Origin of the sequence: Acidisoma sp. L85 (assembly GCF_009765865.1) — a bacterium.
Taxonomy (GTDB): domain Bacteria; phylum Pseudomonadota; class Alphaproteobacteria; order Acetobacterales; family Acetobacteraceae; genus Acidisoma.
Genome location: NZ_LMUQ01000006.1, coordinates 1 through 14,898 on the forward strand (window position 1 = coordinate 1; position 14,898 = coordinate 14,898).

Here is a 14,898-nt window from a genome sequence, read left to right on the forward strand (position 1 = left end):
GACGCTCGACGGGGTGGCGCTGGATCTCGCGGATCATCGCCTGGCCTTGGGTTTCCACGCGATCGAGCGGCAGGGCGGCGCCTGCTGGCGCTGGACGGATGGGCAGGCGCTGTTCGACTTCGGACCGAGCGAGGTCGAGCGCGTGGTGACAGTAACGGTCACCGTCATCGCGGCCGCACAGGACTGGGCCGTCGCGGCCTAGCACCGCAGTTTGACTCACGTGTCATGCGTTATTTTTGAGCGGCAGCCTGATGAGCCCGTCGCCAGAGTGACCACGCGATGACGCTGGCGGATCGACGCCTTGTCGAGAAAGACGCTGAGCGACACTCCCGATTTCCTGAAGCGACCACGGACGAGGCCGGGCGGTTTCTGGCTGCGCGAGGTTCTTTTTTTTGGAGGGGGAATCGGCTTATTCGTCTGATGGCGGATGGCGGATGGCGGCCATTATCGCGAAGACAAGCATGACGAGCGAGCCATGGGGATGCCAGCCGTGCCAGGGTCTGGAGGAGTGCTCGGCTTTTTCTATTGGGGCTTCGCGTGCCGCATCGCCGTCCCCCTAACCCGCAAGTCAGGGCCGTATGTCTAACTCGGGGACACGATGCTCCTAACGCTATTGCCCGCAACAAAGGCGGCCAGGGTTGGCCGAAGTGTGCCCTGCTCTTTCAGGTGCCAGAACACGCCGTGGTCAGATGGAACCATTATGACATCGGTGTTGGGCATCTCGCCCAGCCGCTCTGCCACCGCAACGTCATAGGGATCTTTGTCGCCGAGAATTGCCTCGATGGCGGTTGTGCGATTCTGCGCCAACATCTCGATCAGGGAGGGATAAGTAGGTTTTCTTGGCTGCATGTGTCTGAGGCTCATGGATCCTGGCTGCAATAACTCTATCTCAGGCACCGACGCCAAAACACGAGCATGGCCTACCGCCAATCCGGCCCCGATGGCCGCGAAGCCGCCCATCGAATGACCGAGGAACAAGAGCCGCCTCTAGGGTTCCTCATCGCTGAGGCGTTTGCAGAAGTCGAGCAATTCCGAAAATGAGCCAGCGACCGAAGGGACGCCGGCCTGATACCAGTCGTTTCTGCCCGAATTTAAGAACAATTTACTGCATCGAAGGCCGCTGAGATAATGGTAGTGCGACTTGATGCTCAGTGGCTGATTTATGTAGGCGAATATAATCAATAGGATATCGGAGCCGATCTCATCTTCGTAGAAGCAATACTCAGAGTCGAAGTCAGATAATCGTATTTTATCTAAAATTTGTGTCGACACTGTCTCTCTTTCGCGATCCGATGTGCGGTCATTTCTAGACCAATCACAGACCGTAACAACGCAATAATCTTGCGACAAGATTTTAATTTCCGCATCTACTGGGGCATCTTGCTTCCGGAGCCGCCTTCTCGAAACCCTGCACGCAGGGAAACGGGTCACCTCTCTCTCAGGTGAACATCCCGCTCTAGCGGCGCCACAGCCTGCGAACCGCGCCGGACAGGCCGAAGATCGCAAGAGTCATGACCAATACCGACCCCGTTACGATCTCCTGCTCCTCCGGCGTCATGCCCGCCAGGCCGAAGGCGTTCTGGACGAAAGCCAGCACCAGTAGCCCGATGAGCACACCCGGCAGCGTTCCGGACCCACCGAAGATGTTGACGCCGCCGAGAACAACCGCCGTGATCACCGGCAGTTCGAGGCCCATGGCCGTATCGGAGCGTGCGCTGGCGAGATATGCGGTCAGCACTATCGCCGCCACCGCCGAGACAGCGCCGGAAGCGACGAAGACCCCGAGGATGGTTCGGCGCACGTCGATCCCAGAATACCGCGCCGCCTCTCGATTATTGCCGATCGCGTAGATCGCGCGCCCCCAGCGGGTCACATGCAAGAAAATCGCGAATGCGCCGAACAAGGCGAGAAAGAGTAGGCTGCTCCAGGGGACTGGGCCGTTGCCGATGGTTCCGAAGCCGAGCGATTGATACCAGTCCGGGAAGCTGCTGACCCCGCGTTCCTTGAGCATGATCTGCGCGATCCCGCGATAGAGCGCGAGCGTTCCGATGGTGACGACCAAGGATGGCAGCCCGAAACCGACGATGATCAGGCCATTGACGAGACCGGCCAGCGTGCCGACCAGGAGGCCCACCACCATGGCAAGCTCCACCGAAAACTTGTGCTCCAGGCAGACGGCCATGCTGGTGGCGCAAAGTCCGACGATGGATCCGACCGAGATGTCGATTTCACCGGTGACAATGACCAGCGTCATCGGCAGCGCCACAATGGCGACCGGCGTTATGCTCGCCAGCGCGATCGAGATATTCGATGACGTGGCAAAATACCGGGAAACATGCGTACCTAAAATAAGGGTCGCGCATAAAACCAGCAGGAGGAACGTTTCCCATCGCACGAAAAGCCTGAGTGGGAAGCTCACGACCTCACCCCCGTCATGATCGCGACCGGGCCAGCCGGGACCGGCGTTCGCTTCGCTCCGCCCGGCGGGCCAGCCGGCTGTAGAAGATCACCGTTCCCAGGATCGCCGCGCCGATAATGGCTTGCAGCCAGAATTGGCTGACACCGATCAGCTGCACTCCATTTTGCAGCACCGCGAAGATGATCGAGCCGAGCGCCGCCCCAAAGACCGAGCCGCTGCCGCCGAAGATGCTCACGCCACCGACGACCGCCGAAGAAATCGTCTGAAGTTGCAAATCCGGGGCGATCACCGCATCCACCGTTCCGAAACGCGCGCCCCAGAGCACGCCGACAAGACCGCAGAGCACACCGGACAGAATAAAGACGCCCGCGATGTGCCGCCGAACGGCGATGCCGGCGAAACGGGCGCCCTCCGGATTGCTGCCGAGGGCGTAGAGGTTGCGGCCAAACCTGGTGAAGCGCGCCATCCATCCCAGGGCGCAGGTCAAGCCAATAGCGAGCCATACGAGCAGCGACAGGCCAAGGATATGGATCTCGGCGATATGGCCGTAGCTGTCGGGGAGCACGGTGGCGGAGATCTGGCGCCCTCCGGCCAGCGCTATGATGCCACCGCGATAGATCGCCAGGGTTCCGAGCGTCGCGACGATCGCCGGGATGCGCAGCCCCGCGACCAGCAGCGCGTTGCCGGCTCCTAGCAGGCCGCCGACCACGCAGCCGATCAGCGCCACCCAGAGGATGGAAGCATGCGGGTGGACAGATAGCCAGTCGGCGGAGACGAAGGCACCCGTGGCGACCATGGCGCCGACGGACAGGTCGATCTGCCGGGCGATGATGATGAGCGCCTGCCCTAGTGCGACGATGCAGACGAGCGTCGCGGAGAGGGCGACCTGTTCGAGGTTGGCGCTTTCCAGAAAGCGCGGCTCGCGCAGGGTGACCGCGGCGCAGATGATGGCAAGCGCGAAAATCAACGCCAGCTCCCTGACACGCAGCAACCGCGCAAGAACTCCGCCCTGGCGCGAGCGCGCAAGCCGACCCGGCCCGGATCCGATGCCGGTCACGCAGCACGCGGCGGCTGAGCGTCCGATGAACGTGGCGCGTGGGCCGCAGCGAGGAGCAGCGCCTCGCGGTCGAAAGCACCGCGCCTGGATTCCATGGCGATGCGACCGTTGCGGAAGACGAGGATGCGGTCGGCCATTCCCATCAGTTCCTCAGCGTCATCGCTAATCATGATGATCGATAGGCCCTCCGTCGCCAGCTGCGAGATGACGCGATGGATTTCCGACTTGGCCCCGACGTCGATGCCACGGGTTGGTTGATCGAGGATGAGAAGACGCGGACCCGGAATCAGCCACTTCGCCAATAGGACTTTTTGCTGGTTGCCACCGGAAAGCGTGCCGGTTACCTGCTCGATCCCGGTCGCCACGACTCGCATCCGCGCGGAATAGTCGGTAGCAATCTTTTTCTCTTCGTCGCGACGCATCAAGCCGAAATGGCCGCAGAGCCGTCGCAGCACGGGCAAAGTCTCGTTGGCGCGGTTGGTGAAGGGAAGCACGAGGCCCTGATTGTGCCGGTCTTCAGGCACGAGCGAAATACCCAGTCGCATGGCGTCTCGCGGCGAGTGGGGTCTGACGGACGCGCCGGCAATCTCTATTTCGCCTTCGTCTGGCCGAACGATGCCAAACAGCATGCTCGCAACCTCGGAACGGCCTGCACCGACAAGGCCGAAGAAGCCGAGGATCTCGCCGGCGCATACTTCGAAATTCACATCTTCGACGAAGCCAGCGCCGGAGAGTCCGCGAACCCCGATGACGGGCGCGCCGATTTTCGCCTGCTGCTTGGGAAAGAACGCCTCGAGCCTGGTTCCGATCATGGCGCGGACGATCAATTCCGGCGTGAACTCCTCCACCGGTGCCGTAATGACGTGCCGGCCGGAGCGAAGCACCGTCACGTCATCGCTGAAGCCTAGGATTTCGTCTATGAAATGCGTGATGAAAAGTATCGCGACGCCTTCCACCTTCAACCTGCCGACCAACTCAAACAGACGGTCCACTTCACGACGAGAGAGTGCAGAAGTTGGTTCGTCCAGGACCAGCACGCGTGCGTTGATTGAGAGTGCCCTGGCAATCTCGATGGCCTGGCGTTCCGCGACACCGAGAGCCTTTACGGGTGTCAGAACATCGAGAGCGACGCCGAGACGCAGGAGCAACTCATTCGCGCGGCTGATCATGCCGGGCCAATCGATTCGCCCCATCCGGCGCGGCTGCCTCCCGATGAACACGTTTTCCGCAACGGAGAGATCCGGAAACAACGCAGGATGCTGATGGACGACGGCAATGCCTTGGCGTTGGCTGTCGGCGGCGCCGAGCATTTTGATGGGCACGCCATCCTTCAGAATCTGTCCGGCGTCAGGCTGGTGAATGCCGCCCAGCATCTTGACCAAGGTGCTTTTGCCGGCACCGTTCTCGCCTGCCAAGGCGTGAACCCGTCCTGCGTCTAGCGTGAGATCGACGCCGCCGAGCACCTCGATCGCGCCGAAGCGCTTCGTGACTCCGTGCAGTTCCACAACAGGAGGCATCTAGCCGCCCCTAACAGCAAAATACCCGGGAGCCACGTTGCCGCGCGCCCCGGGCAGCGTCGATGACATCAAGATCCGACGGGACACGTGCTCGCCGCGATTCTTCGCGAGCCCTCAGAAGTTGAAGTCCTTGTAGTTTTCGGCGGTGAATTGCACAGGCTCGCCGGTGACAATTTGTCCGTTAGCACCAATCACGTATTTCCCGGGCCACTTGCCCTGAGTGATCGTGATGGACTCGCCGGGCTTGCCCTGGATCTTGCCGTCAACCAGAGCTTTCGCAGCGTAATAGGTCACGTAGCCGAGCTTGATCGGGTTCCACAGATAGAAACCGTCGATCGTGCCGTCGAGCATGTATTTAGCTGTGATACTCGGGACACAATTGCCGGACACCTTGATCGCGCCATGGCCTTTGTTGACCGATTCAAGCGCCCGCGCGACAGCGGGAAGGCCCGGACAGGTCGGCGCGAAGATGCCGGCGAGATGCGGATATTTCGTGGTCAGCGCCACAGTGGCGTCGAAGGCTTTCTGCTCATTGTCGTAGCCGTAGACAGTATCGACGACCGTCAGGCCCTTATATTTGCTGATCTCGTCCTTGAACGCGGCAATCCAGAGATTTTGGTTCGCGGCAGTCGGCTGGGCGGAGACGATGGCAACCTGGCCCTGCGGATTTGGTCCGAGGGATTTGATCAGCAGGACGGCGCCGAAGCGGCCGATGGCATCGCTGGTCGCCTGGTTGACGAAGAAGGGGCGCCCGCCCGAGGAATCCGCATCGAAGGTGAGAACCTTGGCGCCGAGCCGCTCGGCACGCTTCATCGCGGGAACGACGGCATCCGGATCGCTGGGCGCCACAGCGATCGCCGGGATGTGGCGATCGGCAAGGTTGTTGATGATATCGACCTGGGCTTGCGCGCTCGATTCCGTCGGGCCGTAATTCTTCACACTGCCGCCGATTTCCTTGGCGGCGATCTCGGCGCCAGCCAAAGTCGCCTTGTAATATGGATTTGTGCTGGACTTGATCACCATGGCGAGCTGGAAGTCGTCCGCTTGCGCTTTAGGCGACAGCAGCCAGGCCGGGAGCAACGCCGCGGCGGTTGCTGCACCGATGATCAGGGCTCGAATAGCTTTGCTGGCCATCAAACGTTTCCCTTTATTCTTTGTTTTGTCAGACCCGTCCGTACTGCTCGCAGGCTTATAGTGTCACGCTGCTCGCGCGTCCCAGACGACCTGCATCTACCCTCCGACGATCGGGGTGCGCAGGAATTTGCTCTCCGCAGTCCCGGTTCATCAATGCATGTTATCGATATCTTATCAAGAGGCGAGGAAGGTCCGCACGGGTTCCCCTGGCGTTAACCGATCCGCCATTGTTGACCGGCTCGCAAATCTGTTATCGATATCAAGGGATGCGTGACGAATCGCTCACGCTGCGATCATTCTGGAGGGCGACACATGCGGACAAGGGAATTCGGTCGTACCGACCAACAGGTCAGCGAAATCGGTTTCGGTTCCTGGGGCATCGGCGGCGGCCAATGGGTTGACGTCGAAGACGGTGAGGCGCTCGGCGCATTGCATGCGGCGCTCGACCTCGGCGTCACCTTCATCGATACCGCAGATGTCTATGGCGACGGCCGGTCCGAGAAGCTGATCGCGCAGGTCTTGAGAGAACGCGGCGGGCCGCGCCCCTTCGTTGCCACCAAGGCCGGCAAACGCCTGCCCGCGCAGGAGGTGGCCGGTTATACGCCCGAGAATTTGCGGATCTGGATTGAGCGGAGCCTGCAAAACCTCGAGGCCGAGACGCTGGATCTGGTGCAACTCCACTGCCCGCCCACCGACCTATTTTATCATCCGGAGGTCTTCGCTGCCCTCGATGACCTGGTGAAGGACGGCAAGATTCGAAACTACGGCGTCAGCGTCGAGAAGATCGAGGAGGCCATCAAGGCGATCGAATATCCCAACGTCGCCAGCGTGCAGATCATCTTCAACATTCTGCGGCAGCGACCCGCCGAATTGTTTTTCGAGCTGGCAAGAAAGAAGAAAGTCGCGGTCATCGCCCGCGTGCCGCTTGCGAGCGGGTTGCTGTCGGGCAAATTCAATAGCCAGTCCCGCTTCGATCCCGCCGATCACCGCAACTTCAACCGCGATGGCCAGGCCTTCGACGTGGGTGAGACCTTCTCGGGCGTTCCGTTTGAGAAAGGCTTGGAGATCGTCGAGCGGATCCGCCCGCTGGTCGGTGACAAGGCCACGATGGCGCAGTTTGCACTGCGCTGGATCCTCATGCACGAGGCAGTCACGGTCGTGATCCCCGGCGCGCGGACTGTCGCCCAGTCACGCGGCAATGCCGAAGCCGACGATCTGCCGCCTCTATCGCCGGAGATCATGGCGGAGCTGAAGGCGATCTACGATCACGACGTGAAGCCTTATGTACACCAACGCTGGTAGAAGCACCGGCCGCCCCTGCTTTCGTTACGGGCGGACTGGCTAGGATGCATCCGGCGGGCAAGCCGCGCCGGTCTCAGCCGACCATGGCCGACGTGGCCGAGCGCGCCGGGGTCTCGACCATGACCGTGTCTCGCGCCTTGCGAAAGGGCGGCTCGATCGCGGCGGAGACCCAGCGCCGGATTATCGCCGCTGTCGATGAGCTTGGATATGTTCTCGATCAAACAGCCGGAACGCTGTCGTCGAAGCGATCTGGCTTCATTGCCGCTTTGATTCCCTCAATCAACAACTCGAATTTCTCTGATACGGCGCGTGGCGTCACCGAGGCTGTCGAGGGGAGGGATTTGCAGCTTCTCCTCGGCTACACCGACTATCTGGTGCAGAAGGAGGAAAGGCTCGTGGAGTCTATGCTCCGGCGCCGGCCCGAGGGAATCATCGTCACGGGTGGTCGCCATACCGAACGCACGCGACGCCTGCTGCTCGATGCTGACATTCCAGTCGTCGAGACCTGGGACATACCGGCCGATCCCGTCGGACATGTCGTCGGCTTCTCCAATGCGGATGCGGCGGGCAAGCTGGTGCATGATCTGCACGCCCGCGGCTATCGCAATATCGGCTTCATCGGAGGCAGCAGCAATCGCGACACGCGTGGCGCCGACCGCCGCCTTGGCTATACACGCGCGATCGCCGAGCTTGGGCTGCCGCGCAGCCGCGTCATTTCCTTCGGCAAGCCCCCGATCTCGATGGAGCAAGGCGGGCAAGCAATCGTGCATCTCATCTCGCAATGGCCTGATGTCGATGCGGCCGTCTGCGTTTCAGACCTCTCGGCGTTTGGCGCCGTCATGGAATGTCACCGGCGAGGATGGTCCGTACCGGGACGGATCGGCATCGCGGGATTCGGCGACTTCGAGGTTTCGCGCTGCTGCCACCCGCGGATCACCACGGTCTCCATCGACGGTTTCGGCATCGGCCATGCCGCAGCCGAGCTGCTTCTCAGAGCCATCGAAGGCCGGCGCAGGCAGACACCCATAGCACCGGAAGTCATGCTCGTGCCGTTTCACGTCATTCAGCGCGAGAGCACATGATTTCCCTCTCAACACTCAGAACAGCAATCGAGAAGACGCCCTTTGAGCCATGCGAGACAGCATAAGCTGGAACATGTCTCGCTCGAGACCAACCGTCACGGTAGCCTGCCGATAGCGCTCCGCAAGCAGCCTCCATATTGACCTGGGGAACGACTACATCGAAGCTGGCTTCTGGAACCGGAATTGCGAATCCAATCGACTGGAGCGCCTGTGATGAACAACGTTGCGTCCCCCGCAATTGACCCGGTCGAACTCACGCTGGAGCAGACGCAAGCCGCTTTCGCAAGTGGCGCGATCACCTCCGAAGCGCTGACGCAGGCTTTCCTGGACCGCATCGCCACCTACAACACCCATTACAATGCCCTTTGCTTCATGAACCCGGACGCGTTGGATGACGCGCGGGCGATCGACCGTCGCCGGGCGGCCGGCGACACCCTCGGCCCGCTCGCCGGTGTGCCCGTTGTGGTGAAGGACGCCATGGACATGGTGGGTTTTCCTACCACCGCCGGCTGGCGTCTGCTCCACAGCAAAACCGGCGGCGTGGACTTGATGCCCGCCACCGATGCGCCCGTGGTTGCCCGGATGCGGGCAGCGGGAGCCATCATTCTGGGCAAGACCAATATTCCCGTCCTCAGCCACACTGGAAGCCACGCGAATGACAGCTGGGCGGGCCCGACTTACAATGCGGTCAATCGCGAATTCCTGCCGGGCGGCAGCAGCGCAGGCACTGCGACCGCGGTCGCAGCAAGCCTCGCCGTTCTGGGCCTCGCGGAAGAAACCGGCGGATCGATTCAGAATCCAGCGGCCGCGCAGGCCCTTGTAGGAATCAAGCCAAGTTTCGCATTGGTGCCGAATACGGGTGTCGTGCCGCTGTCGAGCTACCGCGACGTCGTGGGACCGATCGCGCGCTGCGTGCGCGACGCGGCGTTGACACTCGACGTGCTGGCCGGCTTCACGACCGAGGACCCGAAAACCGTCGCTGGGGTCGGCCACATTCCCCGTGGCGGCTATAGTTCCAAGCTTAGCACCACAGCGCTGCAGGGCAAACGCATCGGTCTCTACGGTCCCGGCTGGCGAGACATGCCGCTATCCGACGAGACCATCAGCCTCTATGAGCGGGCGAAGGGCGAGTTGATCGCGCAGGGTGCGGTGCTGGTGGACGATCCCTTCCTGGGAACCGGCTTCGTCGAGATCCGTCAATCGACAGTTCCGCACGATACCTACGATGCTCGTGGTCTCGAATCCGTGCCCTACGACCTGACGAAATACCTGGAGCGACTGGGACCAAACGCGGCGCTGAAGACCTTTGCCGAATTCGCGGCCGCGACCGCGAAGGAGAACGCCTTCGAGCCCGGCGGAGTGCTTAGCTTCATGCCCAACCTGCCGCAGTTCAACGACTGCCTCGCCGACCCGACACGGCCGCCCAATCTGTCGGAATTTATCGCGGCGAAGACGGCCTATCTGGAGATCTTCGAGAGCGTCGTTGCGGAACATAAGCTGGATGCGCTGGTCTTCCCGCAGATGCGCAATGCGTTGAAGCCCCTGCATGGCGGTCAGCGCATCGACGAGACGACGGTAAGTGAGATCAATATCGCTGGCCTGCCGGGCGTCACGATGCCCGCAGGTTATTACGCCTCTGGCGCACCCTTCTGCCTGATCTTCGTGGGCCGCATGTGGAGCGAAGCGGATCTGCTCGCCTATGCCTTCGCCTATGAGTCCGCGACCAAACACCGCCGCGCGCCAGTGCTCAGCCGCCCCTGAACCTGTCTCGCATGCCGAGCCGCCAGAGGCCGCGAAGGGTACGCGTGATGGGAATGTTAGTCTTACGCACTTCTTAGGCGCGGCGGGTGTTGGCGATGCCAATTTGTCGCGCCTTGGTACGCGACCCCCGCTCGCACCAGAAGTGACTCGGCCCAGTGTGCCGATACGAACTGGAAGCCGATGGGCATACCGTCCGGCGTAAAACCACCGGGAAGAGTGATGGTCGGATTACCTGACATGTCGAAGGGGCAAGTGAATTGCAGAAGTCCTTGCAGCACCGCTTCGTTGCCGCCCAAGCGGCCCATCCATTCGACGGTCGGCGAGGCCACGCTCTGGACCGGGACGAGCATCAGGTCGATGCTGTCGAATAGCGTTTTCACCCGGCCGGTGAAGGCATGCCGCCGCAGCATGATCTTCTGGCGATTCCGCCAGTCAGAGCCATCATCCTCTGCCCTCGGGTGCAAACCGATGGCTTTTCCGCGCATAGCGAAGAAAACAAGGGCGTCGTAATTCTCCGCAGCAAGAACGTACATCGCACAAGTTTTAAGGCTCGCGGCAACCGCCTCTTTCACCGATCGCACCAGAGACTCTTGAAGCAGAGGCTTTTCGTCCTACCTCCGCCCTCCTTTCCGGCGCTGTCGCCAACACTTGCGCAAACGGATTTGCGGGTATATACACGCGTTATGGTCAATCAGTGTTATTGCATCGCCCTAAGGGCGGCAGCGCGAAAGGCGACGTCGATCTACGATACCGCGCTCGAGCCAACCGGGGTTAACATCGCGCAATTCAGCCTTCTGCGCAGCATCAAGCGGGCGACTGCTGTTTCGCTGACTGAACTCGGTCGGGTGACCGACCTAGACCGCTCGACGGTCGGCCGTAACGTCAAAGTGCTCGAGCGCATGGGCTTGGTAAGGGTCGCCGCTGGCAGCGACCAAAGGGAGGCGACCGTCACTCTGGACGACGCCGGGCATGACGTATTGCGTTTTGGCGCGCCGCTTTGGGCTGGGGCGCAAAGGAAGATCGAGGCAAGTCTCAGCCCGGCAACCGCGGCGCATCTCCTGGCGTCGCTCCAATCGCTCTAACATTTGGACTGATGCGGGTAGCTACCCTAAATGGAGTGAGGCCATGCCGATAGAGAAGATCAACCGGCGAACGGGCCGGTCTGGGCGGGAAATCACGAAGAGCCCATTCGGCAAGGGTCAGGTGCGGCATGCCAGCTGATGCGGCTGGAAATCTCTCACCGCGGGGCACGGACGTGATCTCGACCCGGCTGGCGGCCTATCTCGCGAACCGCGGCATCCATTATGGCTGGGTGGTCGCCGGGACGACCTTCCTGGCGATGCTCGCAACCTCGGGCGCCATGGGTGCGCCGGGTGTCATGATTGCGCCACTACAACACGAGTTCGGCTGGCAGAACGCTGATATTTCCTCGGCGATGGCCGTGCGGTTGCTGCTGTTCGGCCTCATGGGACCCTTCGCGGCGGCGTTGATGAATCGGTTCGGGATAAAGCGCGTCGTCACGGTCGCGCTGCTTCTCATCGCGGGCGGCATCCTGGGCTCCTTCGTGATGACCCAGTTGTGGCAGCTAGTGCTCTTCTGGGGCGTCGTCATCGGGATCGGCACCGGCATGACAGCGCTGGTGTTGGGCGCGACAGTCGCGACACGCTGGTTCTCGAAACGGCGAGGCCTCGTCGTCGGGCTCATGACCGCGAGCAACGCGACCGGTCAGCTGGTGTTCCTGCCACTCCTCGCGGAACTCACCACGCGGTTCGGATGGCGAACCGCCTTGTTTGTCGTAGCCATCATGCTCCTGGCGGCGATGAGCCTCGTACTCCTCCTCATCCGCGACCGGCCATCGGATGTGGGACTCGCACCTTTCGGAGATGATGGGCCGGCCTGGGCGCCTGAAGCCGCACCGGTCCACGGGCTTCGGACATTGTTGATCTCGCCAATCGCTGCGCTACGCGAATCGGCGCGCAGCCGCACCTTCTGGATATTGTTCGGCACCTTCTTCGTATGCGGACTAAGCACCAACGGCCTCATTCAAACGCATTGGATCACGCTCTGTGGAGATTTCGGGGTTGCTCCAGTTGGAGCGGCCGGGATGCTGGCGGTCATCGGCGTGTTCGATTTCATCGGCACGATCCTGTCGGGGTGGCTGTCCGACCGTTTCGACAACCGCTGGCTGCTGTTCTGGTATTATGGCCTGCGGGGATTGTCGCTGCTATATTTGCCCTTCACGGACTTCTCGCTCTACGGCCTCTCGCTGTTCCTGATGTTCTACGGTCTGGACTGGGTAGCGACCGTGCCGCCGACCGTCCGGCTGGCGGCTGATCGCTTCGGAACCGAACGCGCCAATCTCACCTTCGGCTGGATCTTCGCAGGACACCAGCTAGGCGCGGCAACGGCGGCCTTTGGGGCGGGCGCCATTCGCACTCTCACCGGGACCTATCTTCCGTCGCTCTATGTCGCGGGTGCCTTCTGCCTGTTAGCTGCCCTCCTCGCGATCTCAATCGGCCGCCGCCGATCTGGATCGGAGGCCATCCTCGCCCAGGCATCTTGACCGCTACGGCTCTCTGCTTGGGTCGGCCGCGCATATCAAGGATCTGATGCTGCTTGTTCTTTCGCGTGATCTCTTGCGCGAAAGTAGTGGTTCTCGCGATAGTTAGCGCGTTGGGTCGATGGTCAGCGTCCTAAGATGGAGGTCGAGCCGCCTCGCTGTGGCAAGAAGCACGTCGTCCTGGTTTCGCCGCGCGATCAATTGAACGCCGAGCGGCAAGCCCTTGGGGCCGCGGCCGAACGGCAGGCTGATGGCCGGAAGGCCGAGCAAAGTCGCCAGCCGATTGAAACAGGGATCGCCCGTGGTTCCGTATTCCACCGCTTCCCCCGGTGCCGCTGGCGTGAGAAGAACATCAGCGCCCGCGAACATCCGCTCGATGTCGAAGCGGTCGCGATGTTCCAGTGCGCCCAGATAGTCGGCGCGCTGTATCGGCGAATCTTCCAAATACAATTTCAGCAGCGGGCTCAATTGGTCGCGGTGCTGAAGGAATTCAGTGGCCAGTTCCTGACGCAATTCGTATCTCATCACCGTCGCGTGCAGGTTATCGAGAAGCATTGGCGGCGACGGAACCTCTGTAGCCTTGAGACTTTCCGCGAGACGCTCGATGCCAAGCCGCATGGCAGGCTCCGCCGTCATCGCGTGAACGCCGTGGAAAAAGCCAAAGCGCGCTTGAGCATTTCCCAATGGCTCGCCGCCCAGCGCGTCGTGCACACGGATTGTCGTATCCATGTCTTTCGACAGCCATCCGACCGTGTCCAGCGATGGCGAGGTCGACAGCACGCCGGCGCGGCTGAATCGTCCGAAGGTCGGCTTGTAGCCGACGACGCCGCAAAATGATGCCGGCCTCAGGATCGAACCGGCCGTCTGCGTGCCAAGCGCCGCATCAACGTGACCGTCCGCAACGGCGGCGGCCGATCCGCTCGATGATCCGCCGGCCGAATAGGCCAAGTTATGCGGATTGCGCGTGTGTGGCGGATTCAGGAAGGCGAATTCGGTCGTGACCGCCTTGCCCACGACCACTATCCCGAGCGACTTGAGCGTGGCGACCAAGGCCGCGTCACTGAATGCAAGTCGCCCCCGGTAGATCGGACTACCGAACTCGCATCGCAATCCGCCGACATCGATGATGTCCTTGACCCCGAGGGTAAGACCCGCCAGCGGAAGTCGCGATGGCGCGGAATCGATCTCTCGCGCCTGCGCCTGGGCTCCTTCCGTATCGACCTCAGCCCATGCGTGGATGGTTTCTTCCCGCGCCAGGATCCGGGCGAGACTTCGCCTCACCGCCTCACTGGCCGGGCGTTCCCGCCCCGCCTCATCGTGATCGCTCATCTCAAAAGCTTCCACCGCCGCCTGGACGGAAGGGCGGTGGTGTCAACAGCATCTTTGTCACGGCCTCCGGCGTCGGCCCGGCCGGCAAACCCTTTCGCGGCATCCCCGTCAGGAAGGGCCGAAGCTGCTGGAGGTAGATACTCCAGATGCGGCGTAGCTCGGATACAGGATGGTGGTGCTCATCGACCCGCAGATCGACCCAGGGATATTCTTCCGTGTCGAAGACCAGAATGGCGGCGGACTGCTTGCCACGCTTATCGCCGCCGACGGCCTGACCGGCCTCCAGCACCAGCATCAGGCGTTCCGCGAGTTCGGACGCCTCGCTGGCGAGGAAGGCGCGCTCCATCTCCGCAATCACTTCGGGGCCGGTCAACATATTGCCCTGGATCGCGTAACCGGAGCCGGTGACATGGCCGCACCAGGGCGTGCAATCCGCGCCGGTCCAGCTGGCCGACATGCCGCGCGCATCAACCACGCCGATTTGGCGCAGGTTCCGCGATGCGTCCTTCTCAAGGATGGCGTCGAGCGTCTGCGTCGCATCCTGACCATTGGCGAGCGTCTCGATCGCCTGGAAGCCAAGGTAGGGGTTGACCCAGGCCTGCGTCGTGACAGCGCCGACGCCCGGCCTGACATGGGGACATAGCGAGCCCACCGCTGGCACCGCCGTGCTGACAGTGACGCCCAGCATGCCGGTGCGCGGGCAGCGGGCGGCGATGGAGAAGGTATTAAGCTGCATG

The 14,898-nt window shown here is 61.9% G+C and carries 14 protein-coding genes; 6 read left to right on the forward strand and 8 right to left on the reverse strand.

Features of this window, described 5'->3' with window-relative positions:
- Nucleotides 1-202: hypothetical protein (locus GSQ83_RS00550; protein ID WP_158800781.1), on the forward strand; the 202-nt coding region annotated here is incomplete at its 5' end.
- 380 nt (nt 203-582) lie between these two features.
- Here the strand turns inward: GSQ83_RS00550 and GSQ83_RS00555 are convergent.
- The 5 genes from GSQ83_RS00555 to GSQ83_RS00575 all read right to left on the reverse strand — a co-directional run bounded on the left by GSQ83_RS00555 (nt 583) and on the right by GSQ83_RS00575 (nt 6,127).
- Nucleotides 583-978 carry a hypothetical protein gene (locus GSQ83_RS00555; protein ID WP_158800782.1) on the reverse strand — a complete coding sequence of 132 codons (396 nt, stop codon included), beginning with the start codon at nt 976-978 and terminating at the stop codon, nt 583-585.
- Nucleotides 979-1,456: 478 nt separating this feature from the next.
- Nucleotides 1,457-2,419, reverse strand: coding sequence for an ABC transporter permease (locus tag GSQ83_RS00560; protein WP_158800783.1), 963 nt, complete (start codon nt 2,417-2,419; stop codon nt 1,457-1,459).
- 13 nt (nt 2,420-2,432) lie between these two features.
- Nucleotides 2,433-3,386 (reverse strand): ABC transporter permease, encoded by a 954-nt coding sequence (locus GSQ83_RS00565; RefSeq protein WP_158800784.1) that lies wholly within the window; start codon nt 3,384-3,386, stop codon nt 2,433-2,435.
- A gap of 86 nt (nt 3,387-3,472) precedes the next feature.
- Nucleotides 3,473-4,993, reverse strand: coding sequence for a sugar ABC transporter ATP-binding protein (locus GSQ83_RS00570; protein WP_158800785.1), 1,521 nt, complete (start codon nt 4,991-4,993; stop codon nt 3,473-3,475).
- A 114-nt stretch (nt 4,994-5,107) separates the two neighbouring features.
- Nucleotides 5,108-6,127 carry a substrate-binding domain-containing protein gene (locus tag GSQ83_RS00575; protein WP_158800786.1) on the reverse strand — a complete coding sequence of 340 codons (1,020 nt, stop codon included), beginning with the start codon at nt 6,125-6,127 and terminating at the stop codon, nt 5,108-5,110.
- 312 nt (nt 6,128-6,439) lie between these two features.
- On the opposite strand from GSQ83_RS00575, the gene GSQ83_RS00580 reads away from it, so the two are divergent.
- The 3 genes from GSQ83_RS00580 (at nt 6,440) to GSQ83_RS00590 (ending at nt 10,272) form a co-directional block, all read left to right on the forward strand.
- Entirely contained in the window at nt 6,440-7,429 is a 990-nt protein-coding gene (locus GSQ83_RS00580) for an aldo/keto reductase (RefSeq protein WP_158800787.1), read from the forward strand.
- Nucleotides 7,430-7,512: 83 nt separating this feature from the next.
- Nucleotides 7,513-8,511: a LacI family DNA-binding transcriptional regulator gene (locus GSQ83_RS00585; RefSeq protein ID WP_158800846.1), complete on the forward strand. Its 999-nt coding sequence runs from the start codon at nt 7,513-7,515 to the stop codon at nt 8,509-8,511.
- Between the two features lie 213 nt (nt 8,512-8,724).
- A complete protein-coding gene (locus GSQ83_RS00590; RefSeq protein ID WP_158800788.1) occupies nt 8,725-10,272 on the forward strand; it encodes an amidase in 1,548 nt (515 codons plus the stop codon).
- A 62-nt stretch (nt 10,273-10,334) separates the two neighbouring features.
- Here the strand turns inward: GSQ83_RS00590 and GSQ83_RS00595 are convergent, their stop codons facing one another.
- Nucleotides 10,335-10,844, reverse strand: a complete 510-nt coding sequence (locus tag GSQ83_RS00595; RefSeq protein WP_254065419.1) for an amidase family protein — start codon at nt 10,842-10,844, stop codon at nt 10,335-10,337.
- Between the two features lie 18 nt (nt 10,845-10,862).
- On the opposite strand from GSQ83_RS00595, the gene GSQ83_RS00600 reads away from it, so the two are divergent.
- Nucleotides 10,863-11,354 (forward strand): MarR family winged helix-turn-helix transcriptional regulator, encoded by a 492-nt coding sequence (locus GSQ83_RS00600; RefSeq protein WP_254065420.1) that lies wholly within the window; start codon nt 10,863-10,865, stop codon nt 11,352-11,354.
- 128 nt (nt 11,355-11,482) lie between these two features.
- Nucleotides 11,483-12,835 (forward strand): MFS transporter, encoded by a 1,353-nt coding sequence (locus GSQ83_RS00605; protein WP_216849847.1) that lies wholly within the window; start codon nt 11,483-11,485, stop codon nt 12,833-12,835.
- A 102-nt stretch (nt 12,836-12,937) separates the two neighbouring features.
- Here the strand turns inward: GSQ83_RS00605 and GSQ83_RS00610 are convergent, their stop codons facing one another.
- Both GSQ83_RS00610 and GSQ83_RS00615 read right to left on the reverse strand, forming a co-directional pair.
- Nucleotides 12,938-14,161, reverse strand: coding sequence for an amidase (locus GSQ83_RS00610; RefSeq protein ID WP_158800789.1), 1,224 nt, complete (start codon nt 14,159-14,161; stop codon nt 12,938-12,940).
- Between the two features lies 1 nt (nt 14,162).
- Nucleotides 14,163-14,897 carry a DUF1028 domain-containing protein gene (locus tag GSQ83_RS00615; RefSeq protein WP_158800790.1) on the reverse strand — a complete coding sequence of 245 codons (735 nt, stop codon included), beginning with the start codon at nt 14,895-14,897 and terminating at the stop codon, nt 14,163-14,165.
- Between the last annotated feature and the right edge of the window lies 1 nt (nt 14,898).